The organism is Xanthomonas sp. NCPPB 4467 (assembly GCF_041475665.2).
Classification (GTDB): Bacteria; Pseudomonadota; Gammaproteobacteria; order Xanthomonadales; family Xanthomonadaceae; genus Xanthomonas; species Xanthomonas dyei.
The window spans coordinates 2,731,277-2,753,624 of sequence record NZ_CM191260.1 but is presented as its reverse complement, the minus strand read 5'-3'; the positions used below and the strand labels follow the sequence as shown (position 1 = coordinate 2,753,624).

The following is a 22,348-nucleotide window of genomic DNA, read 5'->3' as shown; positions in this document are numbered from 1 at the left end:
TCAGGCACTCAGCGCGGCTGTACGCCGAGCAGCTCCACATCGAACACCAGCGATGCACCGGGCGGAATCACGCCACCTGCGCCGTTATCGCCATACCCGTAGTCCGGCGGAATCATCAAGGTGCGCTTGCCACCCACACGCATACCGGCAACGCCGTCGTCCCAACCCCGGATCACCTGGTGACCGCCCAGCACGAACTGGAAGGGTTCTGCGCGATCGAGCGAGCTGTCGAATTTCTTGCCGTGCTTGTCGGCCGCTTTTTCGTCGTACAGCCAGCCGGTGTAGTGCACGGTAACCATCGCGCCCGGAGTAGCTTCCGCGCCGGTGCCGACGGTGCGGTCGATCCGCTCGAAGCTGGCGATGGTGCCACCGGACGGCGGCAGAGCAGGTGCACAGCTGGCGAGCAGCAAGGCGGCACAGAGCGTCAACAGAAGGCGCATGGGGTGATCCATGAAGGAAGGACGCCATTATCGCACCTGGCTCCCGTTATCATCGCGCCATGGCCAAGCTGCTGCTCAATCTGCGTAATGTTCCCGACGACGAAGCCGACCAGGTCAGGGCATTGCTGCGCGAACACCTGGTGCAGATCTACGAGACCCGGCCCAGCAACTGGGGCATTTCTGCCGGCGGCGTCTGGCTTAGCGACGATGCCGACTACCCGCGCGCCAAGGCGGTGCTGGATGCGTATCAGGCTCAGCGTGGCGCGCTGGCGCGGGCGCAGCGGCAGGAAGCGATTGCTGCGGGCACTGCAGAGACGTTTGGTGCATTGCTGCGCAAGCGACCGGTGTTCGTGATCGTCACGCTGCTGGGGATGCTGATCGTCGCATCGTTGGTGCTGCTGCCATTTTTGCTGCTGCGCGGCTGACGGCACTCAGCGCCGTGAGCGGCGATGGTGGTGGGAGCGGGGCACATCCGTATACCTGTTGTCCTGACGCGCATTGAGTCAGCGCGGTCTGCGCCCGCTGCCTGCAGGTAGATGGATCGTTCGACAAACGCTCGCCACCCAGGATCGGGCACCTTAAAATACCCGCATGATCACCAATACCGCGGCGTATCACTTCGTCACCGTCCAGGACCCGCAGCAGCTGGCAGACAGCGTGCTGCTGTACGCCGAGCAGCAGCAGCTGAAGGGCTCCGTGCTGGTGGCTGAAGAGGGTATCAATCTGTTTCTGGCGGGCGCCGCCGAGCGGATCGGCGCGTTTTATCGCTGGCTTCAGGCCGATCCACGCTTTGCGCAGATGCGCATCAAATACAGCCAGAGCGCGCACCAGCCGTTTGCGCGGCTCAAGGTCAAGGTCAAGCCGGAGATCATCAGCTTCCGTCGCGGCGATGCATCGCCGCTGCAAGGCCGTGCGCCGACGGTGACGCCTGCGGTGCTGCGCGAGTGGATCCGCAACGGGCGAGATGAGAGCGGTCGCCCGCTGGTGCTGCTGGATACGCGCAACGCACAGGAAGTGGCCTATGGCACGTTCCAGGGCGCACTGACCTTGCCGATCGACAAGTTCACCGAGTTGCCCGCAGCGCTTGAATCGCATCGTGCAGCATTGGCCGATGCCACGGTGGTGAGCTTCTGCACCGGCGGTATCCGTTGCGAGAAGGCGGCGCTGTGGATGCAGGCCGACGGGATGGATAACGTGCTGCAGCTGGAAGGCGGAATCCTGGGCTATTTCGAAGAAGTCGGCGGCGAAGGCTATGACGGCCGCTGTTTCGTGTTCGATGAGCGCGTGGCACTCGATCCGGCCTTGCGCCCTCTGGTGGACGATGCGCGGACCGCCGAACCCGGAAAAGTCTGACCGGGCGCGACTGCATTGCCCGATGCAGCCGGTCTTGCAGGTACTTGCATCATGCGACCACACTGCAGCGGCACATCGCGCAGTGCGACATGCGAAAAGAGAGCGCTTTTCGCTCTAACTTTTATGTAATACGTCGCATCGAGCTTGCCCTGAATTATTCACGGAGCTAGGCTGCACCAGCCAGCCGCACAGCGAGGACAACAAGGATGACCATCAGAGTTTTTCTGATCGACGATCATGCACTCGTGCGTACCGGCATGAAGATGATCCTGTCCAAGGAAGTGGACGTCGATGTCGTGGGTGAGGCAGAGAGCGGCGAAGCGGCATTGCCGCAGATTCGTCAGCTCAAGCCAGATATCGTGCTGTGCGATCTGCATTTGCCCGGCGTCAGTGGCTTGGAAATCACCGAGCGCATCGTCAAGGGTGATTACGGCACGCGCGTGATCATCGTGTCGGTGCTGGAGGATGGCCCGCTGCCGAAGCGTCTGCTCGAAGCGGGCGCATCCGGATATGTCGGCAAGGGCGGCGACGCGCATGAGCTGTTGCGCGCAGTACGCGAGGTTGCATTGGGGCGGCGCTACCTGGGTAATACGATTGCGCAGAATCTTGCGCTGTCCAATCTGGAAGGTGGCAGCTCGCCATTCGACGCATTGTCGCCACGCGAGCTGGAAGTTGCCTTGTTGCTGACACAAGGCCTGCGACAGGAAGACATCGCCAAGCGGCTGAATCTCAGCGCCAAGACGATCAACACGCACAAGGCGCGCTTGTTCGAAAAGGTCGGCATCCAGGACAACATCGCACTGGCGCGCCTGGCCAATCAGTACGGCCTGACCGATCCTGCTCGCACGATGTAGCGCTTTAAACCGCCTGTATGCGCTTTTGCGCACTGCTTGAGCGTAGTTGAGTGATCCGCCGCGAATAATCGCCCATTCGCGGCTTCGATGTTTATGCGTGTTGGCCAATGTGGCTAACGATCCATGGCGAGCAGTCGTCAGGTAGCTGAGCTAGCACGGATGGGTTTTAGTGCGCCAATGGTGTGCGCGACCTAACCGCATGCCAGCGTGCCGATCCTTTGAACGGCGTAGGCGACCGGAACTACCGGACCGACTGCTCTATCGCAGCCAGCCGAAATGCGTGGTTGCAAGCGTCGCTTGATCGACGTGCGGCGCATCCGCCGGGCCGCCGCGCAGTGCATGTCCGATCCTGACTCAGAACCGCGCGTATCTGGCTGTTACGCAGGTGTTTTATTGACGCTCCATGTGCCGTCGTCATTGGCTTTGCCGGTTTGCCAGATTTCTTCATCGCGTTGATGCGGGGCAGGGTTGAAACCGCTGGATAACGTCGAGGCCGGTCCTGTTGAACCCGGTCTTTCTCCACTTGATCAGGCGGGCAGAGTGGTCCTGTCCGCAGAGCGGTGGGACATCCCGTCCCTGGTGAGCAACAAGCGATCGACGCTGCGTCGAACATTTGCGTGACCCGGAATGCATCCAGGCGCTTGGATGCATTGCACAAGTGTTGTCGTGGCGAATCGCGCACAAAAACAAAGCGGCCCGAAGGCCGCCGTGTTTGACGTAGATCTGGCCCGAGCCATCCAGGCCAGATCGGGCAGGCGTTGCAACGATCAGTGATCGTTGCGAGGCTTGTTGGCGTCGTCTTCCTGCGCTGATGCACTGTCGTTGTCAGCGGACGGCGCTGCAGGCCTGGTCGCTTCGGTGACGACCACGGTCGGCTTCGGCGTGTCAGCTGCCTGTTCCTGCACAGGTGCTGGTGCCTGCGGTGCTGCTGGCGTCGACTGCTTTGGCGCCTTCTGCGGTACCGGCGTTGCGGAGGCTGCCGGAGCAGGTGCTGCGTCAGCCTTTGGAGCCAACGCGTCCAGCATGGTCGTCTGCACCGGGGCATACGGCTTGCGAACCGGAGCGGCCGGCGCATCGTCAGATGCTGCAGCAGTCTGCGGCACCGTAGCGGTGGGTGTCACAGCGACGTCTACCGAGAGCTTGACCGCATTGGTCGGCTCGATATGCGGCGCCTCGGCTTTGACCACGGCCTGTGCCGCAGATGGTGCGGTTGCCGCGGGCGTCTGCTGTTCAGCAACAGGCGTTACCGCTGCCGGCATCACAGGCTCCGATTGCACTGCAGGTGTTGCAGTGACAGCTGAAACAGCACGTGCTTGCAAATCGGCCGACGGTGCCGTAGCTGCAGTGTCGGTCGGTGCCTTCGGCACCGGCTTTGCCTGCGTGTCGGTGATCGCTTCGGCGGTCGACGCACTCGGCGCAGAAGGCTCGACAGGCTTGGTGACCGCAGCCGGTGCAGTTGATGCCGCGTCAGCATTCGGCGCTGCAGGTATCGCAGCTGCCACCGGATGGTCGACAGAAGTCGATGCAGTCGCAGCCGGAGTGACACTCGGCGTTAGGTCAGCGGTCGGAGCTTGCTTGACGGCCGGCGCAGGTGCCGATGCTGCAGTATCAGTCGCAGCGGCAGCCGGGGACGACGCAACCGACGGAGCTGCACCGGTCAGCTGTACCGCCGTGGTAGCCGCTGCGGTTGCATCACCACGTGTCCGATCCGCTGCATCGGCAATCGGTGCAGATGCCTGCTGGTCGAACGAGGGTGCGGCGTTAGACACCGGTGCGGTCGTCGACGTCGTGCCGCTGTCCAACTGCGGTTCTGCACGGTCCTTGGGAACCGGACGCGGCTTCATCGCTGCCGTTGCATTGGCTTCGGGCTTGGTGCGGGCGGCTGGAGCCGGGGCGTCATCGTCGAAGTCGAACTCTGGTTGGCCTGCACGTGGAGCGGCGGATCCCGGGTTCTGCGTACCGGCATCGTCGCCCTCATTGTCGCCATCGAGATCGCCGTCGGCATCACCGTCCAGATCGTCCGTGTCCAGACCATCAGCGCTGCTGCCGCCTTCACCGCCCTCACCGTTTGCACCGGCGCCACGACGACGACGACGACCGCCACGACGACCGCGACGACGACGGCTTCCACCTTCGCCATTTGCCGCATCGTCGCCCGACGCGTCCTGGGTCTGGCCATCCGCACTCGCTTCGGTGCCGTGCTCGGCAGCCGACTCGTTCACCACAACCTCGACCGGGTGGCCCTGGTTCGCTTCGTTCGCGGTGATTGGCGTATTGGTCGCTGCGGCGGTGTCGGCAATGGCAGCGGCGACGGTCGAGGTGGTTGCCGTTGCTGCGGTCGACGCCAGCGTCTGCGCCGCAGCGGTGCCCTCATCCTGACGTGCCGGGCGCGGCTGCCGCTCGGACGGCACGCCATCCTGCTGTGCGGGTGCACGTGGCGGACGCGGGGTCTGGTTCTGCTGCTTGGGCTTCTGCTGCTGTTGTTGTTGCTTCGGTGCCTGCGCTTCGTTGCGCGGCGGCTTGGGTACCTGCACCTGCTGCTGGGCCTGGGCGCCAGTTTGTGCGACCTGGCCGTTCTGGCCGTTGGCCGGCTGGCGGCGCTCGTCGCGACGCTCCTTGTTGGCACCGTTGCCGTTGCTGCCGTTGCCGCGCTGCTGATTGCCACCGTTGCCGTTGCGGGCATCGCGACCATCGCGACGTTGACCGCCACGCTCGCCGCGCTCGTTGCGATTGTTGCGGCCTGCATCGTTCTGACGCGGACGCGGAGTCGACTCGGCTGCAGGAGCGACCGGCTCGACGCCACCGAAGATGCGCTTCAGCCACCCAACCACGCCGGTGACCGGTGCCGGAATCGGCACGGTCACGACCGGGGCCGGCGCGGGAGTCGGTGCGACCGGGGCAGGGGCCTCTTCACGCACCGGAGCCGGCTGGCTCGGCTTGATCGAGGTGACCGCAGGCGCTGCCGGAATGTTCAACTGCGCCTTGGTCAGCGCGTGCACCGGCAACTTGCGCGGGGTGCCGCGCTGATAGCTCGGCTTGCCGCTGTCTTCGCCCAACTCGTTCTCGCGCAGGCGCGTGACTTCGTAATGCGGCGTGTGCAGCTGCTCGTCGGCGACGATGATGATCGGCGAGGCGTGGCGATTTTCGATCTCGCGCAGCGCGCTGCGCTTCTCATTGAGCAGGTAGTTGGCGATTTCCACCGGGGCCTGCACCAGCACCTGTCCGGTGTTCTCCTTCATCGCGTGCTCTTCGGCCACGCGGATGATCGACAGCGACAGCGATTCGACGCTGCGCATGCGGCCATGTCCATCGCAACGCGGGCACACGATCTGGCTCGATTCGCCCAGGCTCGGGCGCAGGCGCTGGCGGCTCATTTCCATCAGGCCGAAGCGCGAGATGCGGCCCAGCTGCACGCGTGCACGGTCGTACTTGAGCGCGTTCTGCAGCTTGTTTTCGACTTCGCGCTGGTGCTTGGACGAGGCCATGTCGATGAAGTCGATCACCACCAGGCCGCCGAGGTCGCGTAGGCGTAGCTGGCGGGCGACTTCTTCGGCCGCTTCCAGGTTGGTCTGGAACGCGGTTTCTTCGATATCGCTGCCCTTGGTGGCGCGCGAGGAGTTCACGTCGACCGCCGTCAAGGCTTCGGTCTGATCGACCACGATCGAGCCGCCCGAGGGCAGACGCACGTTGCGCTCGTAGGCGCCTTCGATCTGCGATTCGATCTGGAAGCGGTTGAACAGCGGAATGTCGTCGGTGTAGTGCTTGAGCTTGCGCAGACTCTGCGGCATCACCTGCTGCATGAATTCCTGGGCGTCGGCATACAGCTCCGGCGTATCGACCAGAATTTCGCCAACGTCGGCGCGCAGGTAGTCGCGCAGTGCGCGAATGATCAGGCGCGATTCCTGGTAGATCAGGAACGCAGCCGGCTTGCTCAGCGCCGCCTCGGCGATCGCCTTCCAGGTCTGCAGCAGGTAATCCAGATCCCACTGCAGTTCTTCGGCATCGCGTCCGACACCAGCGGTGCGGATGATCACGCCCATGTCGTCGGGGATATCAAGCTTGTCCAGCGCTTCTTTCAGCGCGGCGCGGTCTTCGCCTTCGATCCGACGCGAGACGCCACCGGCGCTCGGCGAATTGGGCATCAGCACCATGTAGCGGCCGGCCAGCGAAATGAACGTGGTCAGGGCAGCGCCCTTGTTGCCGCGTTCTTCCTTGTCGACCTGCACCACGATTTCCTGGCCTTCGCGCAACAGCTCGCGAATGGTCGACTTGTTGTGGTCGACGCCGACCTGGAAGTAATCGCGGGAGATTTCCTTCAGCGGCAGAAAGCCATGGCGCTCTGCGCCATAGTCCACGAACGCCGCCTCCAGAGAGGGCTCGAGCCGGGTGATACGGCCCTTGTAGATGTTGGACTTCTTTTGTTCCTTGGACGGCTGTTCGATGTCGATGTCGTACAGGGTCTGGCCGTCCACAATCGCCACGCGCAGTTCTTCTGCCTGCGTTGCGTTGATCAGCATTCGCTTCATTGTTGCGTTCCTCACGCGCTCTACCGCGCGGAACGCCGTGACGTTTCGCCTCTGGAACAGCTTGTCGGCCCTTCGCGCAACGCGCGGACAGGCCTGACCAGGGTTTCCAGCGCTGCAACACCACGGCAGGCCGCGGGAGCGCTTGTCTTTAAGTTTTATAGGTGTTTCAGGGCCGGCAGCCGCGTCCGGACGGACCGGGGCAGCGCACGGGACATGTTCAGCGCAACGGTCAGAAACCGCCGGCGATGGCCGGGTAGGCCGGTGAGCCGCTAACATGGCCGCCCCTGGGGCGGTGGTCGCGCACTGTGCCGGAATCATCGGAAGTCAGGCTTCTGGCCTATCAACTTCCAACGAAATCAAACCCTTATCTCGCTCGCCGAGTGTAACAGAATAAAGAGCCGGATGACCGACCCCCAGCCCCCCAAGCCGCCTGCCGACCGTGTGGGCGTGCGTATTCTCAAAGTTCCGGAAGACCGCGCTGGGCAGCGGCTGGACAATTTTCTGCTCGGCCAGCTCAAGGGGGCGCCGCGCAGCCTGATCTACAAGCTGGTCCGCAGCGGCCAGGTGCGGGTGAATGGCGGGCGTGCCAAGGCCGAGCGCAAGCTCGAAGGCGGCGAGGAAGTGCGCATTCCCCCGGTGCGGGTCAACGAGGAGGGCGACAAGGCAGCGCCGCCGTCTTCGTTTATGGCGCGGCTGGAGGCGGCGATCGTGTTTGAGGATGCGCGTCTGCTGGCGCTCAACAAGCCGACCGGCGTCGCCAGCCATGGCGGTAGCGGCATCAGCTTTGGCGCGATCGAGACCTTGCGCGCGTTACGTCCGAACCAGACCCTGGAACTGGTGCACCGGCTCGATCGCGATACATCCGGCCTATTGATCGTGGCCAAGAAGCGCTCGGCGCTGACCGAATTGCAGGCGCTGATGCGCGAGGACGACCGCGTCGAAGGACGCGGCATCACCAAGCGCTACCTGACCTTGCTGGTGGGGCGGATGCCGGACGGCGTCATGACGGTCGACGCACCGCTGCATATCGGCCTGCGCCAGGGCGGCGAGCGGCACGTGCAGGTCAATGCGATCGGCAAGCCGTCGCTGAGTCACTTCAAGCTGCTGGAACGGCGCGGCGGGCACTCGTACTGCGAAGTGCGCATCGAAACCGGCCGTACTCACCAGATCCGCGTGCATGCCCAGCACCTGGGCCACCCGGTCGCTGGCGACGATAAATATGGAGAGGCCGAGGTCAACAAGCGCCTGCGCGATCAGCTGGGGCTGAAGCGGCTATTCCTGCATGCCGCCTCGCTGGAGTTCGCCTTGGATGCGGGCAAGACGCCTTACGTGCTGAGCGCGCCGCTGGCCCCGGAGCTGGCCGAGGCGCTGGATCGGCTGGGGCGCTGACGCAGTCATTTCAGGCGCGCTTCTCAGGAGCGCTTCAAGTATCTGCCGCGTGATGACTGTGGCTCAGCGGACCTGGGCGGTGCCGGGGTCTCAGCGTGGTGAGACCCCCATGGGCAGCGGCCGCCACAGCCGGCCACTACGTCGAAGCTCTGTCAGCCACGCTTAGCTATCGTGATGGTGGTCGCGATGCTGCGGTGCCTGTGCACGAGCGGGCGGACGTTGCGCATGCATTTCTGCCGGGTGGGCAGGAGTCGGGCGCGGAGGTGCGAAGGAAACCATGCGCTGCGGGTGCTGTTGCGGCTGGCTCTGGGGGAAAGGCCGTGGTTCCTGGCGCGGCGGTAGTGATTGCGCACGTTCCATCCGTTGCGGTCGCGCCAAGGCCGCTTGCTGAGGTGACGCAGTCCGCTGCTGCTCGTGCACCTGTGGAAACTGCAATTGCGCCGCTGTTGGCGCACGATGAGGGGCATCGTGTGGGTCGCGGTTGGCAAACGCAGCGTGTGCAGTGAGTGCTGGAGGTGTTTGACGGGTCGCTTCGAACGCCGGGACACGGGCCGCAGTGCTCGCCTGATGCAGCGGCTGCAGTTGCGCCATACGCTGTTGTGCAACCGGTGGCGCGGACATGCGGACGGCCGGACGCGCGCCAGAGGCGAGCATCGGTGCGGGGATATTCGGTGCGCGTAACGTTGTCTGCGCTTGCGATGGCATGTTCGTCGGCGTCGGCACTGCAGCGTGGGCTGCCACCGGGCGGCCAGGCTGCAGCATCTGCCGGTCAAAATGTGGCGCTGACAAGTGCGCATAGTCGGGCGGACGTGGAGCGTTGGCGGGCGAGGGCGCTATGCGGTTGGGGCGCTGCAGGTTTCTGAGCGACTGCACACCTGCTGCCGCGGCGATCGGCAAGTCCGCGCGGTTGACCGGCAGCGCTGTCGGCGCCAATCCGGAAGCCGGTGCAGATGCCGCAGTGCTGTTGGGCCCATACCGCTGGTTCTGCCGCACGTAAGAGCGTGCGTCGATATAAGTGCTGCGGTTGTTGTTGATGATGGTGGTGCGCGGTGCATAGACGTGGTTCTGATACACCACGTAATGCGGTGCGGCCGGCGGCGCGTTCCAGTCCACGCCCCAGCTGTTCCAACCCCAGTGGTGCCACGCCGGTGCAGGTGCGGCCCAGCCGAACCAGCCGTGGTGGTGCTCCAGCGCGCTGCCGACCAGCACGCCGACGCCGAAGGACACCACCCCGGTGGTTACCACATCGCCCTGGTCGTACCAGCGCACCGGGCGATAGCGATAGTCTCGATAGACATCGACCGGCGTGCCGTACACCACGCCCGGGTCGTAGCGCGGCACATACACCACCTCTGGCTGCGCCGGTTCGATGGTGATGACTTGCGACGGCGGCGGAACACGTTCGCCATCCAGGATCGGCGTGACCACCACATGCCGCGCCACCTGGACCTGCTGTTGCGGCGTGCTGCGCAGGTGGCCGCTGGCTTGAGCGCGCTGGCGCATGATCTGCACCGCGTTGAGGACATCGTTGGGGTCATGCGCGTACGCATCGCCGAGCGCGCGGGTCCAGTCGAGATTGCCGGCCAGCTGGTCCATCACATCGGGGAAGGCGGTCAATGCCTTGATGCTGGGATCCCACGGCTGCGACACCGTGGCCTGCGCGCGGTCGGCGGCTGCCAAGTTGCGATTGCTGTGCAGCCAGTCCTGCGCGGTGAGCACCTGGTCCGGGTAGACCGATGCCGCCAGGGTCTGGGCCAACAGCTTGTCGGGAAACAGGGCGATCGGCGCGACCAGTCGATAGAGCTGATCGGCTGTCGGCGGCGTATAGGCCGGCGCGGCGGAGGCGGGGGGCTCGGTTGGAGCCGCTGCGGTTGCCGAAGGTGCGCTGCGTTGGCAGCCGACCAGTGCCAAGGCGCCGCTGGACGCGATTGCCAGCGCCCAGCCAAGGCGCCCCTGTGACCATGTGCGTTGCATACGGCACCTCGCTGTGTGCGCGTTGATGACGCGCGTACGATGCGCCGCATTCGATGTCTGGAAGCTTGATGACGTGGCGCCGGCAATGGCCTGGCACGGCAGCGTTCAGCAGGACTGCGCGTTGACGAATTGCAGCGCCGCAGAACGTGCGCAAGGCCGCCTGTGCGTCACAACGTCAGGGCAGTATTTGGCCGCACGCGCACACGGTGCCTAGCAGCGTGGACCCGGGCCAAGCTTGCATGCGGAAAGCCTCAGCCCTCACAACAAGCAACACCGGTTGTTGCACACGATCGGCGCGCCATGCCTCACGGCGCTGCGAAGCGAAACAACACCAGGCTGATCGCCAGCGTGCCCATACCCGATACCAGCCCGTAGACCGTTTCGTGGCCTTGTGCGTAGCGCTTTGCCGCGGGCAACAGTTCGTCCAGCGCCAGGAACACCATCACCCCGGAGATCAGCCCGAACACCGTGCCGAACACCGCTTCGGACAACACGCTGGACAGCGCCAGATAGCCGATGCCGGCGCCAATCGGCTCGGCCAGGCCGCTCAGCAGGCTGGCGCCGAAGGCATAGAACTTGTTGCGCGTGGCGAAGTACACCGGCACCGCGATCGCGATGCCTTCGGGAATATTGTGGATGGCGATGGCGAATGCCAACGGCATGCCCACTGCCGGGCTTTCCAATGTGGCGAAGAACGTCGCCAGCCCTTCGGGGAAATTATGCGCGGTGATCGCAATGGCCGTCATCAGGCCGACACGGCGAATGTAGGCGCGGTTGTCGTCGCGAAATTGCGGGTCGTCGGTGGACAGGCTCTGGTGCGGGTTGGGCACCAGGCGGTCGATCACCATGATCAGCAGCATGCCGCCGAGAAAAGTCAGCGTGCCGAAGGTAAAGCCCAGCTTGTCGTTGTAGGCGTTGGAAAATGCGGCGATCGACTTGTTGAGGATCTCCGACAACGACACGTACACCATCGCGCCACCGGCAAATGCCAGCCCGAACGCCAACAGGCGCGGATTGGGCTTTTTGGCGAACACCACCATGAGACTGCCGAGGCCGGTGGCAAGTCCCGCTGCCAGGGTGACTGCCAGCGCGGTCCAGACATTGTGTGTTGACACCTCAAGCATGCGACGCGACGACCTTGTGGAGTGGGGAGCGATCCTGCGGTGGTCAACGCAATCACAAGACCACTGGCGGCAGCAGGATGGTCAGGCATGGATGACGAAGCGTGGTGTCGGAGCGGAGCACATGTTCATGCGCAAGCACCGGCCAAGGCGACCGGTGTCGATGCGCGATGCATTGCGGTGGCAAGCGTCTTGCCCGTCGCCGCTGAGTCAGCGCCGCTGCAGCAGGCTGACTGCAGCGCTCAACCGCCGCGGCGCGCGCGTTCTTCGATGGCGAAGCATTCGTCCGGACGCGGCACCGGCGGCTTGAAGGCGACGGGCACCTGGATGGTTTGCGGCACGGCCTGGCCATTGCGGGTGGCCGCCTTGAACTTCCATTCGCGCACGCGCTTTTGTGCAGCCTCGTCCAGCACCGGCTGGCCGCTGCTCTGGGTCACCGCCACGTCAGTCGGTGTGCCTTCGGTACCGACGACGACCTTGAGCACGGTGGTGCCGCCAACGCCGGCGCATGCAAGCTCCGGTGCGTACTCCGGCGGCGGCGTCTTCAGCGCGGCAAGTTCTGTGGGGGCCACCGAAGGCGCGGCAGCCTGTTGCGGCGACTTGCCGCAGCCGCTGAGGCCGGCCGCCAGACACAGGCCGGCGAGGGCGGCGCGAGAAATGCTCATGCAGTGACTCCCTGATCGTAGAGTTGCGAGGTCTTGGCCGCGCAGATGAAGTCGTTTTCGCTCAGCCCGCCCACGTCGTGGGTGGAATAACGCACCACCACGCGGTCGTAATGCACGCCCAGATCGGGGTGGTGATCTTCGCGGTGGGCAATCCAGGCCAGCGCATTCACGAAGGCGAGGGTGCGGTAATAGTCCGCAAAGCGGAAGGTGCGCGTGATGGCCATGCCGGCCTCGGCCAGCTCCCAGCCGGGTATCTGCGGCAACAGCTCGGCCAGGCGGGCCTCGCCAAGTTTGTGGTCGCTACCCTTGCGCGGAAGGCAATGGGCCTGCTCCAGGGGAATCAGATCGGTCATGACGGTCTCGCAGGGGTGGCGGACGGCGCACCCACCAGGATCACGGTGTTCCATGAGCGAGGGCGCTTTGAGCGGTAGAATAACCCGCATGATCCAGATATCCGACAAAGCCCAAACCTATTTCCGCAAGCTCATCGAACGCGAAGGCGTGCCCGGCATGGGCGTGCGCCTGAGCGCGGTGGACCCGGGCACCCCTCGCGCAGATGCCAGGCTCGAGTTCGCAGAGCCTGCGGACCTGAGCGGCGACGAGTGGGCCATCGACTGCGACGGCTTCACGTTATATGTCGCCGCCGCCAGCGTGCCGTGGGTGGATGGTGCCGAGATCGACTACGTCACCCAGTCCACCGGCAACCAGCAGTTGACCATCAAGGCGCCCAAGATCAAGGGCGAAGCGCCGGCCGACTCTGCTTCGATGGTGGAACGCGTGCGCTGGGTGGTGGAAAACGAGATCAACCCGCAGCTGGCATCGCACGGCGGACGTGTGGCTGTGCAGGAAGTCTCGGCCGACGGCGTGGTGCTGCTGCGCTTCGGCGGCGGTTGCCACGGTTGCGGCATGGCCGATGTCACGCTGAAGCAGGGCATCGAAAAGACCTTGATGGGACGCGTGCCTGGCGTGATCGCAGTGCGCGATGCCACCGACCACGCCACCGGCGACGCACCGTACATTCCGCGCGATAGCGCGGCCTGATTCCGCGTCACCGGTGACAACGGCTGCCGATTTGCTGCATGCGCTCCGCGCGCGCATGCCGGGCAAGCTCATTCTGGATCGGCGCACCGGCCTGCCATATGGCTGGGCGATCTGGATGCGCAACCGCGACGACGCGGCGGCACCGTTCAACGACGACCAGGTGATGGATGTGCTGTTGGCACGTCCATCCGCCGTCCATGGTGCAGGTTCTGCTGCAATATTGACGCCGTTCCAGGCGTTTCGCAGCCTTTGGTGGCAGCACTGGGAGCCACGCCCGACCGATCAGCGCCGGCAACACTGGCTTGCGCTGCTGGGCAGTCTGTTGATCCACATCGGCTTCATTGCGCTGCTGATCTGGGTCGTCACCGTGCGCTGGGCGCCGGACGAGACCAAACCCGGCGAAGAGTCGCGCGTGCGCATGACCTTCATAGGCGACGGCGCAGCGGAGCAGGGGGGAGGGCAGGCAGAACCTTCGGCGGGAGCACAGGCGGCGTCTGCCGACGCGGCCGCCGTGCAGCAAGCCAGTGCGGATGCGTCGCCTGGAGAGCGGTCACAGCCGACGACACCCGCATCGAAAGCACCGCCGCCGCTGGCCGCCGAGCCTGTCGATGCGACCAGCACTGCGCAGGCGCAGGAAATCGCCCCCGAGCCGGTTGCCGCCGCTGCCAGCGAGCCGGTGACACCCGACGTGCCGCAAGTGACGGTGCAAGTGCCGCCGGCGACCCTCGATTCGCCGCTACAGGTGACCGAAACTGCGGTCGCCACCAACGAGTTTGTGGTTCCTCCACCGCCCAGCATCACTGTGGCGCCCCGGGCAATGACGCCGACCGCGCCGCAGGTGGAGGTGCGTCAGCGCGAGATTCAGACCGTGACCGACCGGCCGCAGCTGCACGAATTGCAGCGCCCGGCCGCAGCCGTCGCCGTGCGATCTGCCGATGCACCTGCCGTGCGCGAACGCGAAGTCGTGGTGCCGGACAGGCCGCAGGTTGCAGCACCTACGATGCATCCCAGGGAAGTCACCCCAACCGTGCGCATGCCCGAGGTGCCGGTGCGCACCACGGAACTGCCCAACGTGCCGGAGCCGGCATCTACGCCGGCGCCTATGGCGCCAGCCGCACCGGCAACTGCCGCACCGACGTCGGCAGCGCCTACATCGACAGCGAATGCCTCTGTTCCTCAGCCTGCACCCGTTACATCCGCGCCACAGGCAACAGCGTCCCAGGCCAAATCCGAGCAGTCCAGCAACAGCGCTGCCGCAGCATCTTCGTCAACCAAGCCCGCGACCAATACCGCTGCCGGGCCAGCAGCGGCGGACCGCAGCGGCGGCTGGGACGTCGCTGTCAATGCCGACGACTGGAGCAAATCCGACCGCAACCGTCGTGGTGAAACCACCGGTGCCAACGGCCAGCGCGATGGCATGTTCAACAGCGACGGCAGCGTGCGCGTGGCAGGGGCAGGCGATGCCGGCAAGGGAGCCGGCGACCGCGGACCGCCCGGCAGCGACACCGACACCTGGACCCGCGACCAGATCGCCCAGGGCGGCACCTGGCTCAAGCGCCCGCCTTACGGCTACACGCCGACCTCGCTGGATAAGTACTGGATGCCCAACCAGTCGCTGCTGCAGGAATGGGTGCGCCGTGGCTTGAAGAAGATCGAGATCCCGATCCCGGGCACCACCACCAAGATCAGCTGCGTCGTGTCGTTGCTGCAATTTGGCGGCGGCTGCGGCCTGAGCGACCCCAACCTCAACGATCAACCTGCCACCGCACGCCCGCCGCCGGATGTGCCGTTCAAGCGGGAGTTACAGGAGGACAAGGGGGCGGTGCGCCATGAGGGCGAAGAGCGGCGGCGGCCGTGAGCTTCTGAAATGGCTGGCTGCCGTTTCCATGACTGCGGCCACGCCTTGAAGATCCTGGGACTGGGTTACGTGGGAGACCGAGCGCAGTAGAAGCATGCTAATCCTCTAAATCCTGTAAGTGCGGATACTCTGACATAATATACATTATGCGAAATGGCGTGTTGACGCTCCTGTACGCCCTGGCGGCCTATCTGTCAGTTTTTTAAATTCGTGTCCTTTTTGCTCGGATCGTGCCCCGCCTTGATTTTTAAGGACTTTTTCTCTTCCACGGGACACGATCCTAAGTAAACCTAGGTGCTCACCGCGTAGTCAGCACGACACCATGCCTTGCTTGGCATCAGGGAGCCACCTTGCAGCGACTTCGCTTAGAGCGCAGAGGTTTTGGATGCTTAGGCTGACTCCGCCCCACATGCTGCTGCCAAGCTGCTTCAAGTGCTGCCGGCAGATCGTTCAATTTGACCAGTTGTGCTTCAAGCGCATCTGCGCGTGCCTGTTGGATCGTGAGGTCTTGGCGGAGCTCGGAAACATTGCCTTGTGCGCGCTCTAGCGCTTCCTCAAATCCGCGCTTAGCAAGCGCCGCCTCTCGCTGGTTGGTAGCTAGCTGCTGCTTGGCCTGCTTTGATTCCTGGCGCGCATGATCGATCTCCGCATGTGCCCGGTCCTCGGTGGCACGCATGTGTTGGGTCAATGTGTCGCGCTCGGCACGCGCCGCATCCTGCAATTCCTGGAGTTGGATACGCAGCATTTCATTGGCGCTTTCTGCACCGGTGGCACGCAAAGCTGAGGCGTCGCGCTGACCAAGTTCCGCCAGTTGACGCTGCAATTGTATCAGTGAGTTAGCGGATATTTTGAGGCAACAAAACTACACCGCCAACGCCAGTTCAGTCTCATACGGTTCCGGGATCGCCTCCACGTCAATGAGGTAATCCCCGAAGCGCTTTATATGGCTGGTCACGTACGGGCTGAGGAAGGCCACGTCCTCCCCTGTGATCTTCCACCCCTGCCGCATCAGTGACTTCATGATCCGAGTCTGTTCGACCACGTTGTAGAAGATGACGGCATTGGAGACCAGGTCGTTGTACTTGACGGCTTTCTCTTGCTCCACGGGGGGCGTTGTCTGCAATCACTCCTTCCCCGCCGAAGAAGAAATACTTCGCGAAGCCGTTGTAGGCTTCCACCTTGTTCGTCGAGGCCATGATCTGCTCGCGCAGCTGGCGGTTGGAGATGTACTGCAGCAGGAACAGGGTGCGCACGGCCGAATCGATCCGGAGTGCCCTGGGCAGGATCCAGCTGCTTTACAGCAGATACAAATCCAAACGCAGCAAGTTGATGACCAAGTCCGTGAAAAAGTTCTGCGCTGACAGCAAGTTAGCGCAATTTTTGCTGTTTTTTACACAAATCCCTGCCGACCCTCCTTTTGGCTGTTTTTACATGAATCCCTGCCGACCCTCATGTTGTTGCGTATTGCCCTACAGATCGCTCGCGACGACTATGAAGACCGCCGCGAGCATCAGCGTCAGGGCATTGAGCTGGCGAAGGCCAGAAACAAGTACCGTGGCCGCCCGGCCGATCCGGCCGTACATGCTCGCATCGTCGCATCGTCGCATCGTCGCGTTGCGCGGTCGTGGGGAGACCATCGCCAACACTGCGCGCCTGGCAGGTGCGAGCGTCACCACCGTCAAGCGTGTGTGGGCCGCTCACTGCGCGCAAGGTCACGGGAATTGACTGCTGTGCAGGACTTGAGGGTCGGCAGGGAATCGTGTAAAAGACCTTTACTGACAGCGAGTTAGCTCACTTTTGGCTGTTTTTTTTACACGAATCCCTGCCGACCCTCTTCTTGAGCGCCTTGCCCCAGTCACTGCGGGTTATTAGGGCTTGAACGGGATTTTTCGGAGGCGACTCCTTGGCTGCTCTTGGCCGCCCTGAGCGCTTCTCCGCCATAAAACTCCCGTGCGGAATCCTTACATACATCTTTGTAAAAAGCTTCAGCGTCCTCCACTTTGTAGCCAGCGCCGACAAAACACCCATGCGCAATTTCTCTAAGTGTATGACGCTCGCTACTGGCGTTGTCGTAAACAGCGTTCAGGCATCCAACTATGGCAACAACGTCTTGCTTGGAAAGCCTATCTTCGCCACTTAATAAGCGCGCATGATTGATATATGCCGACACGTTGTATCCGGTAAACGAATCAGCCAAGCCGGAAGAATCCTCAAAACCTGAGCAATCATCATTCATTTTGAAATGACAAATTGGGATGTACTTCATCTCTCCTAATTTTTTAGACCTAAGATCGCTCATCGACTCTTCATCTTTCTTATAAATCGACTTCTGTATCACCATGTTAAACTCATGGAGAAGCGGCCCAGCGACGCTCGTATTACGCCGGGCAACTCCTTTTTCGATGTCAGAGCGCTTAAACGGCCTAGTTTCGCCAAGACGTTGATTTTCACGGGCGGATGCCAGGCCTTTTTCCTCGAGAAAGGGCATTAGCACCTTGTGAGCGTCCCCCCAGGTTTTTGGGCCGCAGTACAATGGTCGAAGAATCAAAAATGCCTGCCCGGCCCGGAACTGGGCTTCCGGCATAAGTGATTCGGAATTCTCCAGCAGTGGTTGCAATGCAGCGATGCAGGCTTTTGGTGTCAACGCCCGGTCACTGGCGATTGCTTGGTCGTGATGTTTTTCGCCCTTCTCAATAAAAGGGTTGGAAATCGATCGTGATGCATAGCCGTAGGAACCAGTATCGTGGTTTGGAACACCTGAAAGCGAATATTTGTTTTTACCTTCAAAACCACCCTCCTTGGTTATATCGAAGTCAACGGGAGCTTGAGCAACTCCATGCTTGGTGAGCAGGGTTGGTTTTATGCGCTCACCAAGAATGCATGATATATTCAGCGCAATAGAGTCACGCGCCTCCTTGCTATTGATTAATTCTTTCATGTGAACCTTGGTGGCCGAGCGAAAATCTAACATCGTGACGAAAAGATTTTCTCCGACAAGCGTTGGCCATAATGAAGTGCGCGCCACCTCAACTTTTTCAGAGCAATCATGAGCATGGAATTCAGTATAATTAGCTTCTGCCTTTTTCTCCGCCTCCTGCAAGCGACAGTCACTGGTAAATCCTTGCTTCCCATCATGCAGTGATGTTGTTGAAAGAAAGAATCGGTTGGCGGTGTTGTCATAGACATAAGCAGCACCGGCAGCTCCTGCAACATATTTCATGGCGGTCTTTGCAAGACTTGCCATTCCTCTCGGATTTCTACTATTCGAAGATGTGTGGTTTGCATTCTTTGGAAAAGATACGAGTCCTGAGAGAATTCCATTCGAACTATTCGCTTCACCTATCGTTTGGGCTGAAGTGGGCGCACTCTTGCCAGACTCATTTATTAGCGCTGACGAAATCTTTTTCACATTATTTTTAGTTAATCGCATTGCCGGACACCTAAATATTAGAGTTAATTGGGAAATCCGCTTTGAACGCCGGATCGATATCCATCTAGCCTGGCTATCGCTTGCTTGCTCCATCATCTGCCTTCGCCATCTTCCTGGGTTTTGTTAGTTGCAGGAAATCCGAAAGCTGCTTGGCTCAATGCACATTGCCTATCTCAGTTGCAACCTGTCTGGCAAGCCTCAACTTATTGGAAGAGGCATGTCGGCAGGTAGATTGTCACCCGTATTAACTGGGCAGAAATAAGTTTGGCGCGGAGCGTTCTGACTCGCTTCGCCTTACCGAAGTCATGGCTGGGACGGCGAAGGCATTGATGTAATGACCCACTGAAGGGTTCACCCCCGTTACCACGGGCACTTACGAGAAGGCCGATTTAGGCCATGAGGAGTGTTCATGTCGAAGCGAAGGAAGTTCAGCGCAGAGTTCAAGCGCGGTGCCGTTGAGCAGGCCAGCCAGCCTGGCGTCAGTTGCGCCCAGGTCGCGCGCGAGCTGGGGATTCGCGACACCCTGCTGACCCGCTGGAAGCGGGAGGCCCAGGGCCAGGGGGCGGTGGCCTTCGGTGGCAGCGGGACGCCTAGGGATGAGGAACTGGCCCGTCTCAAGCGCGAGCTGGCCCGGGTAAAGAAAGAGCGAGATTTTTTGCGAGAAGCGGCGACGTTCTTTGCCAAGGGATCATCCTGAGGTATCGGGTGATCGAACGTTGCCGCGACGAGTTTCCGATTCGACTGATGTGCCGCTGCCTGAAGGTCTCGGCCAGTGGTTACTACGCCTGGAGCCAGCGACTGCCTAGCGCCCGGGAGCTGGCCAACCAACGCCTGACCGGGCCGATCCGCGAACTGCACGAAGACAGCCGGGGCACCTTGGGGGCCGGTCGCATGCGCGAGGACCTGGCTGATCAGGGCGAGAAGGCCAGCTTGAACCGGGTGGCGCGGCTGATGGCGGCCGAGGGCCTGCAGGGCTGTCCGCGGCCAAAGCGTCGTGGTCCACGCTCCCGGCCGGCACTGACACCGCCGGGCGTGCGCAACCTGATCGAGCGGGACTTCACCGCGCAGGAGCCGGAGAACAAATCGGTCACCGACATCACCGAGATCAAAACCAGCCAAGGCAAGCTGTATCTGTGCATCGTGCTGGATCTGTTTGACCAGCGTGTGGTGGGCTGGTCGATGTACCCCCGTCAGGACCGACAGATGGTGATCCGGGCCGTCCAGATGGCGGTGTGGCAGCGCCAAGGCGAACACAAGGCGATCCTGCATTCTGATCGAGGCAGTCAATTTCGTAGCGGCGACTACCAGCGGTATCTGGTGGCCAACAAGCTGGTGTGCTCGATGAGCGCAGTAGGTCACTGCGGCGACAACGAAGCGTGCGAAGGCTTCTTCGGCCTGTACATAGAACGGCGGCACAACCCGAGGATGCGCCGAAGGGTCGCCAAGCAAGACAACAAGTTCAAAGCCCTTTTACAACCGTCCGTGTTTTCGGGGTAGAACCCACCGTGTGGCCCGCAAACATGGCAGCTGGTGCTTGAGAGGTTTTTCAGGGGCGACCTATTACACACCCGGTGACCGACCGGCCGCGCACACTCGCCGAAAGACAGTTTAAGCACGGCCAGCCGCTGTCGCCTGACAAGCACTACGGGTCCAACACCGAGCACGCCGTGCGCGAGTTCCAAAAAGCCAACGGCCTGACAGAGGACGGTAAGGCTGGCCAAAACACGCTTGATGCGCTGGACAATGCAGTGCGCCAGCAAAGCAATCCCGGGCCGGTCCCCGTTACACCTGCTGACCGCCCCGCTCCCGCGCCTGCGGCACCGTCCGCACCCGTGCAGGAACAGGCCGCACCGGTCCGTGACCTTTCGACCGGCGAGCGCATCCGAGTGGTCGAGCCGATGGGGAGCGCCGACAACAACGCCAATCGGACCATCCCACATGGCACTTCGGGCGAAGACGCGTTCCGCGACATGCAGATCCACCACCCCAAGGCCAACCGCGAGGCCGTACGCACGGGCAATGCTGCACTGGCCGACCGCTCGTCGGGAATGGTCGAAGGGGAGTTGGAAACCGTCCGTACCAGGGGCGACCGCAATGGCATTCCACTGGTTCACAAGGACCTGATCCTGACTGATCAGGAATGGCGTCGTGACGTGATGATCCCCAATCCGGTCGCCGGCTGTGTGGAGGTCAATGAGAACAAGTGGAATGTAATGACCCATCGGTTTCTGCACAGGTCAGGTGGTTAATGTAGCGGCATAGGCTTGGTCAGGCGTCATCATCTTCAGTGCCTGATGCGGCCGCTGCCGGTTGTAGAACCCAATCCAGTCGCCAATGACGCGTAGGGCGTGGGCCAGGCTCTCGAACCGGTGCCGATGGACGCACTGTTCCTTGAGTGTTCGGATGACGCGCTCGACCATCCCGTTCTGCTGCGGACAGTGTGGCGTGATGAACTCCTGCTTGAGGCCGTAGCCGGCGACCAGGCGGGTGTAGTCGCGGCTGGTGAAGACCAGGCCATTGTCCGAGCGCAGCAGGAACGGCTCCTTGACCTTGCCCAGCGTGCCGAAGCGGGTGATCAGCGCCTGCTCCAAGGCCGCCACGGCGGTGCTGGCCCTGCCTGTGCGCGAGAGCTGCCAGCCCAGCAATTGCCGGGTATGGCAATCGATCACCAGGGCCAGGCTCAGCCAGCCGTCCTTGCCGCCCCAGACCCGACACAGATCGGTGGCCCAGCGTTGATTCGGCGCGCTGGCCACCGAGGGCAAGGCCTCGATCCGCGGTCGCTTGCCCACGGCCCGCTTGCGCACCTGCCAGCCCTTGATCTGAAAGATCCGCTGCACCGTGTTCTTGTTCATCCCCAACAGTCCGGCCACCGTCCGATACCCGAACGACGGCTCGGCCTCGATCATGGCTTCGATCGGTGCGGCCAGCTCCGGCTTCACCTTCGGCACTGCCTTGCGCGGCGTGTAGTACACGCTGCGCCGGGCCACACCGAACCAGCGGCACAGCTTGACCATCGAGACGTCGAACCCGTCCTCCTTCAGGCCCTGCTGGATCGAGACCATCAGCTCTCGTCCTTGCCCAGCAGGGCTGACAACTTTTTTCGGGCGCGCAGTTCCAGCATGGCCTCGCCGTAGGCTTCCTGCAGGTCCTTGAGCTGGCGTGCGTACTGCTCGCGCACGTCTTCTGGTTTGGCCCGCAGCGCGTTCTCCAGCCCGCGCTTACCTTCCTCGACCCAGCCTTCGATCTCATTGGGCGTCAGGTCGAATTGCCGGCTGGCCAAGGCCACCGTCGTCTTCCCCTGGATGATCTCCAGCACCAGCGCCGACTTGCGCCGGGCCGTCCAGCGCTTGATCTGTTCTTCGTCCATCACTGCACTCATCGATGTCTCCTCTGAAAACTAACACCTGAGCAGAGTTTCAGTGGGTCTTTACAGGAACTCCATCAGCATCTGGAGCCAACCGGCGGGTCACCCGAACCGCGAACTGCTCGGCCAGGTGCTGCACGGTGAGCGCGGCAGCTCGCCGTACAAGACCGGCGACTACGTCGAGTACGGCAAACCGCTGAACCAGCAGCGCGAACAGGAACAGAATCGCGCGCGCGGAATGTAATCCGCATGGGCTGCCAGTGGCGACGTATGCGCTACCGGCAGCCCGCAATGCGTTGAGGGGTGTTGGCGGCGTTGTTGGCTTCAGACGCG

The 22,348-nt window shown here is 62.6% G+C and carries 19 protein-coding genes and 3 pseudogenes; 11 read left to right on the top strand and 11 right to left on the bottom strand.

The annotated features are described in order from the left end of the window. Positions 1-8: 8 nt before the first annotated feature. A complete protein-coding gene (locus ACCQ06_RS12000; protein WP_316685831.1) occupies positions 9-440 on the bottom strand; it encodes an FKBP-type peptidyl-prolyl cis-trans isomerase in 432 nt (143 codons plus the stop codon). Between the two features lie 59 nt (positions 441-499). Here ACCQ06_RS12000 and ACCQ06_RS11995 point away from each other — a divergent pair, with 59 nt between their 5' ends. The 3 genes from ACCQ06_RS11995 to ACCQ06_RS11985 all read left to right on the top strand — a co-directional run bounded on the left by ACCQ06_RS11995 (position 500) and on the right by ACCQ06_RS11985 (position 2,647). After that, positions 500-865 carry a DUF6164 family protein gene (locus ACCQ06_RS11995; RefSeq protein ID WP_316685830.1) on the top strand — a complete coding sequence of 122 codons (366 nt, stop codon included), beginning with the start codon at positions 500-502 and terminating at the stop codon, positions 863-865. Between the two features lie 166 nt (positions 866-1,031). Beyond that, entirely contained in the window at positions 1,032-1,793 is a 762-nt protein-coding gene (locus ACCQ06_RS11990) for a sulfurtransferase (RefSeq protein ID WP_316685829.1), read from the top strand. Positions 1,794-1,999: 206 nt separating this feature from the next. Further along, on the top strand, positions 2,000-2,647 hold the full coding sequence (locus tag ACCQ06_RS11985) for a response regulator (RefSeq protein ID WP_104615660.1): 648 nt from the start codon (positions 2,000-2,002) through the stop codon (positions 2,645-2,647). Positions 2,648-3,414: 767 nt separating this feature from the next. Here the strand turns inward: ACCQ06_RS11985 and ACCQ06_RS11980 are convergent. Next, on the bottom strand, positions 3,415-7,164 hold the full coding sequence (locus tag ACCQ06_RS11980; RefSeq protein WP_316692583.1) for an Rne/Rng family ribonuclease: 3,750 nt from the start codon (positions 7,162-7,164) through the stop codon (positions 3,415-3,417). Positions 7,165-7,575: 411 nt separating this feature from the next. Between ACCQ06_RS11980 and ACCQ06_RS11975 the strand changes: the two genes are divergently transcribed. Further along, a complete protein-coding gene (locus tag ACCQ06_RS11975) occupies positions 7,576-8,562 on the top strand; it encodes an RluA family pseudouridine synthase (RefSeq protein ID WP_055854226.1) in 987 nt (328 codons plus the stop codon). A 162-nt stretch (positions 8,563-8,724) separates the two neighbouring features. Here ACCQ06_RS11975 and ACCQ06_RS11970 read toward each other — a convergent pair whose 3' ends face one another. The 4 genes from ACCQ06_RS11970 to ACCQ06_RS11955 form a co-directional block, all read right to left on the bottom strand. Further along, positions 8,725-10,536 (bottom strand): DUF3300 domain-containing protein, encoded by a 1,812-nt coding sequence (locus ACCQ06_RS11970; RefSeq protein WP_316685828.1) that lies wholly within the window; start codon positions 10,534-10,536, stop codon positions 8,725-8,727. Positions 10,537-10,841: 305 nt separating this feature from the next. Next, the gene (gene zupT / locus ACCQ06_RS11965; protein ID WP_228324777.1) at positions 10,842-11,660 is read right to left on the bottom strand and encodes a zinc transporter ZupT; all 819 of its coding nucleotides are present in this window, start codon (positions 11,658-11,660) and stop codon (positions 10,842-10,844) included. Positions 11,661-11,899: 239 nt separating this feature from the next. After that, complete coding sequence (locus ACCQ06_RS11960) at positions 11,900-12,322, bottom strand: energy transducer TonB (RefSeq protein ID WP_228324776.1); 423 nt, start codon at positions 12,320-12,322, stop codon at positions 11,900-11,902. Beyond that, positions 12,319-12,675, bottom strand: coding sequence for a 4a-hydroxytetrahydrobiopterin dehydratase (locus ACCQ06_RS11955; RefSeq protein ID WP_228324775.1), 357 nt, complete (start codon positions 12,673-12,675; stop codon positions 12,319-12,321). Before ACCQ06_RS11955 ends, ACCQ06_RS11960 begins: the two co-directional genes overlap by 4 nt. 88 nt (positions 12,676-12,763) lie before the next feature. Between ACCQ06_RS11955 and ACCQ06_RS11950 the strand changes: the two genes are divergently transcribed. Next, on the top strand, positions 12,764-13,363 hold the full coding sequence (locus tag ACCQ06_RS11950) for an NfuA family Fe-S biogenesis protein (RefSeq protein WP_228324774.1): 600 nt from the start codon (positions 12,764-12,766) through the stop codon (positions 13,361-13,363). Positions 13,364-13,376: 13 nt separating this feature from the next. Next, positions 13,377-15,221: a transmembrane repetitive protein gene (locus ACCQ06_RS11945; protein WP_316685827.1), complete on the top strand. Its 1,845-nt coding sequence runs from the start codon at positions 13,377-13,379 to the stop codon at positions 15,219-15,221. Between the two features lie 337 nt (positions 15,222-15,558). On the opposite strand, the gene ACCQ06_RS11940 is transcribed toward ACCQ06_RS11945, so the two are convergent. Together ACCQ06_RS11940 and ACCQ06_RS11935 are read right to left on the bottom strand one after the other, a co-directional pair. Continuing rightward, positions 15,559-16,044 carry a hypothetical protein gene (locus ACCQ06_RS11940; RefSeq protein WP_316685826.1) on the bottom strand — a complete coding sequence of 162 codons (486 nt, stop codon included), beginning with the start codon at positions 16,042-16,044 and terminating at the stop codon, positions 15,559-15,561. A 39-nt stretch (positions 16,045-16,083) separates the two neighbouring features. Continuing rightward, positions 16,084-16,486: pseudogene (locus tag ACCQ06_RS11935) on the bottom strand (Tn3 family transposase); the annotation flags it as partial. 186 nt (positions 16,487-16,672) lie between these two features. Here ACCQ06_RS11935 and ACCQ06_RS11930 point away from each other — a divergent pair. Then, a pseudogene (locus ACCQ06_RS11930) lies at positions 16,673-16,946 on the top strand (helix-turn-helix domain-containing protein); the annotation flags it as partial. Between the two features lie 130 nt (positions 16,947-17,076). On the opposite strand, the gene xopAG reads toward ACCQ06_RS11930, so the two are convergent. Beyond that, complete coding sequence (gene xopAG, locus ACCQ06_RS11925; RefSeq protein ID WP_316685825.1) at positions 17,077-18,441, bottom strand: XopAG/AvrGf1 family type III secretion system effector; 1,365 nt, start codon at positions 18,439-18,441, stop codon at positions 17,077-17,079. A gap of 244 nt (positions 18,442-18,685) precedes the next feature. On the opposite strand from xopAG, the pseudogene ACCQ06_RS11920 reads away from it, so the two are divergent. From ACCQ06_RS11920 to ACCQ06_RS11910, 3 genes and pseudogenes are all read left to right on the top strand, one after another. Further along, positions 18,686-18,778: pseudogene (locus ACCQ06_RS11920) on the top strand (IS5/IS1182 family transposase); the annotation flags it as partial. A 282-nt stretch (positions 18,779-19,060) separates the two neighbouring features. Next, a protein-coding gene (locus ACCQ06_RS11915) for an IS3 family transposase (RefSeq protein WP_316685824.1) occupies positions 19,061-20,148 on the top strand; the annotation gives its coding sequence in 2 pieces (ribosomal slippage) (positions 19,061-19,301 and positions 19,301-20,148; 1,089 coding nt in all). A gap of 74 nt (positions 20,149-20,222) precedes the next feature. Then, a complete protein-coding gene (locus tag ACCQ06_RS11910) occupies positions 20,223-20,900 on the top strand; it encodes a peptidoglycan-binding domain-containing protein (RefSeq protein WP_316685823.1) in 678 nt (225 codons plus the stop codon). Here ACCQ06_RS11910 and ACCQ06_RS11905 read toward each other — a convergent pair. Together ACCQ06_RS11905 and ACCQ06_RS11900 are read right to left on the bottom strand one after the other, a co-directional pair. Then, positions 20,889-21,713, bottom strand: a complete 825-nt coding sequence (locus ACCQ06_RS11905; protein ID WP_316685822.1) for an IS3 family transposase — start codon at positions 21,711-21,713, stop codon at positions 20,889-20,891. The genes ACCQ06_RS11910 and ACCQ06_RS11905 overlap by 12 nt on opposite strands. After that, complete coding sequence (locus ACCQ06_RS11900) at positions 21,713-22,030, bottom strand: DUF1153 domain-containing protein (protein ID WP_316685821.1); 318 nt, start codon at positions 22,028-22,030, stop codon at positions 21,713-21,715. The genes ACCQ06_RS11905 and ACCQ06_RS11900 overlap by 1 nt, the downstream gene beginning before the upstream one ends. Positions 22,031-22,070: 40 nt before the next feature. Between ACCQ06_RS11900 and ACCQ06_RS11895 the strand changes: the two genes are divergently transcribed. After that, positions 22,071-22,259 carry a hypothetical protein gene (locus ACCQ06_RS11895; protein WP_316685820.1) on the top strand — a complete coding sequence of 63 codons (189 nt, stop codon included), beginning with the start codon at positions 22,071-22,073 and terminating at the stop codon, positions 22,257-22,259. The last annotated feature ends 89 nt before the right edge of the window (positions 22,260-22,348 follow it).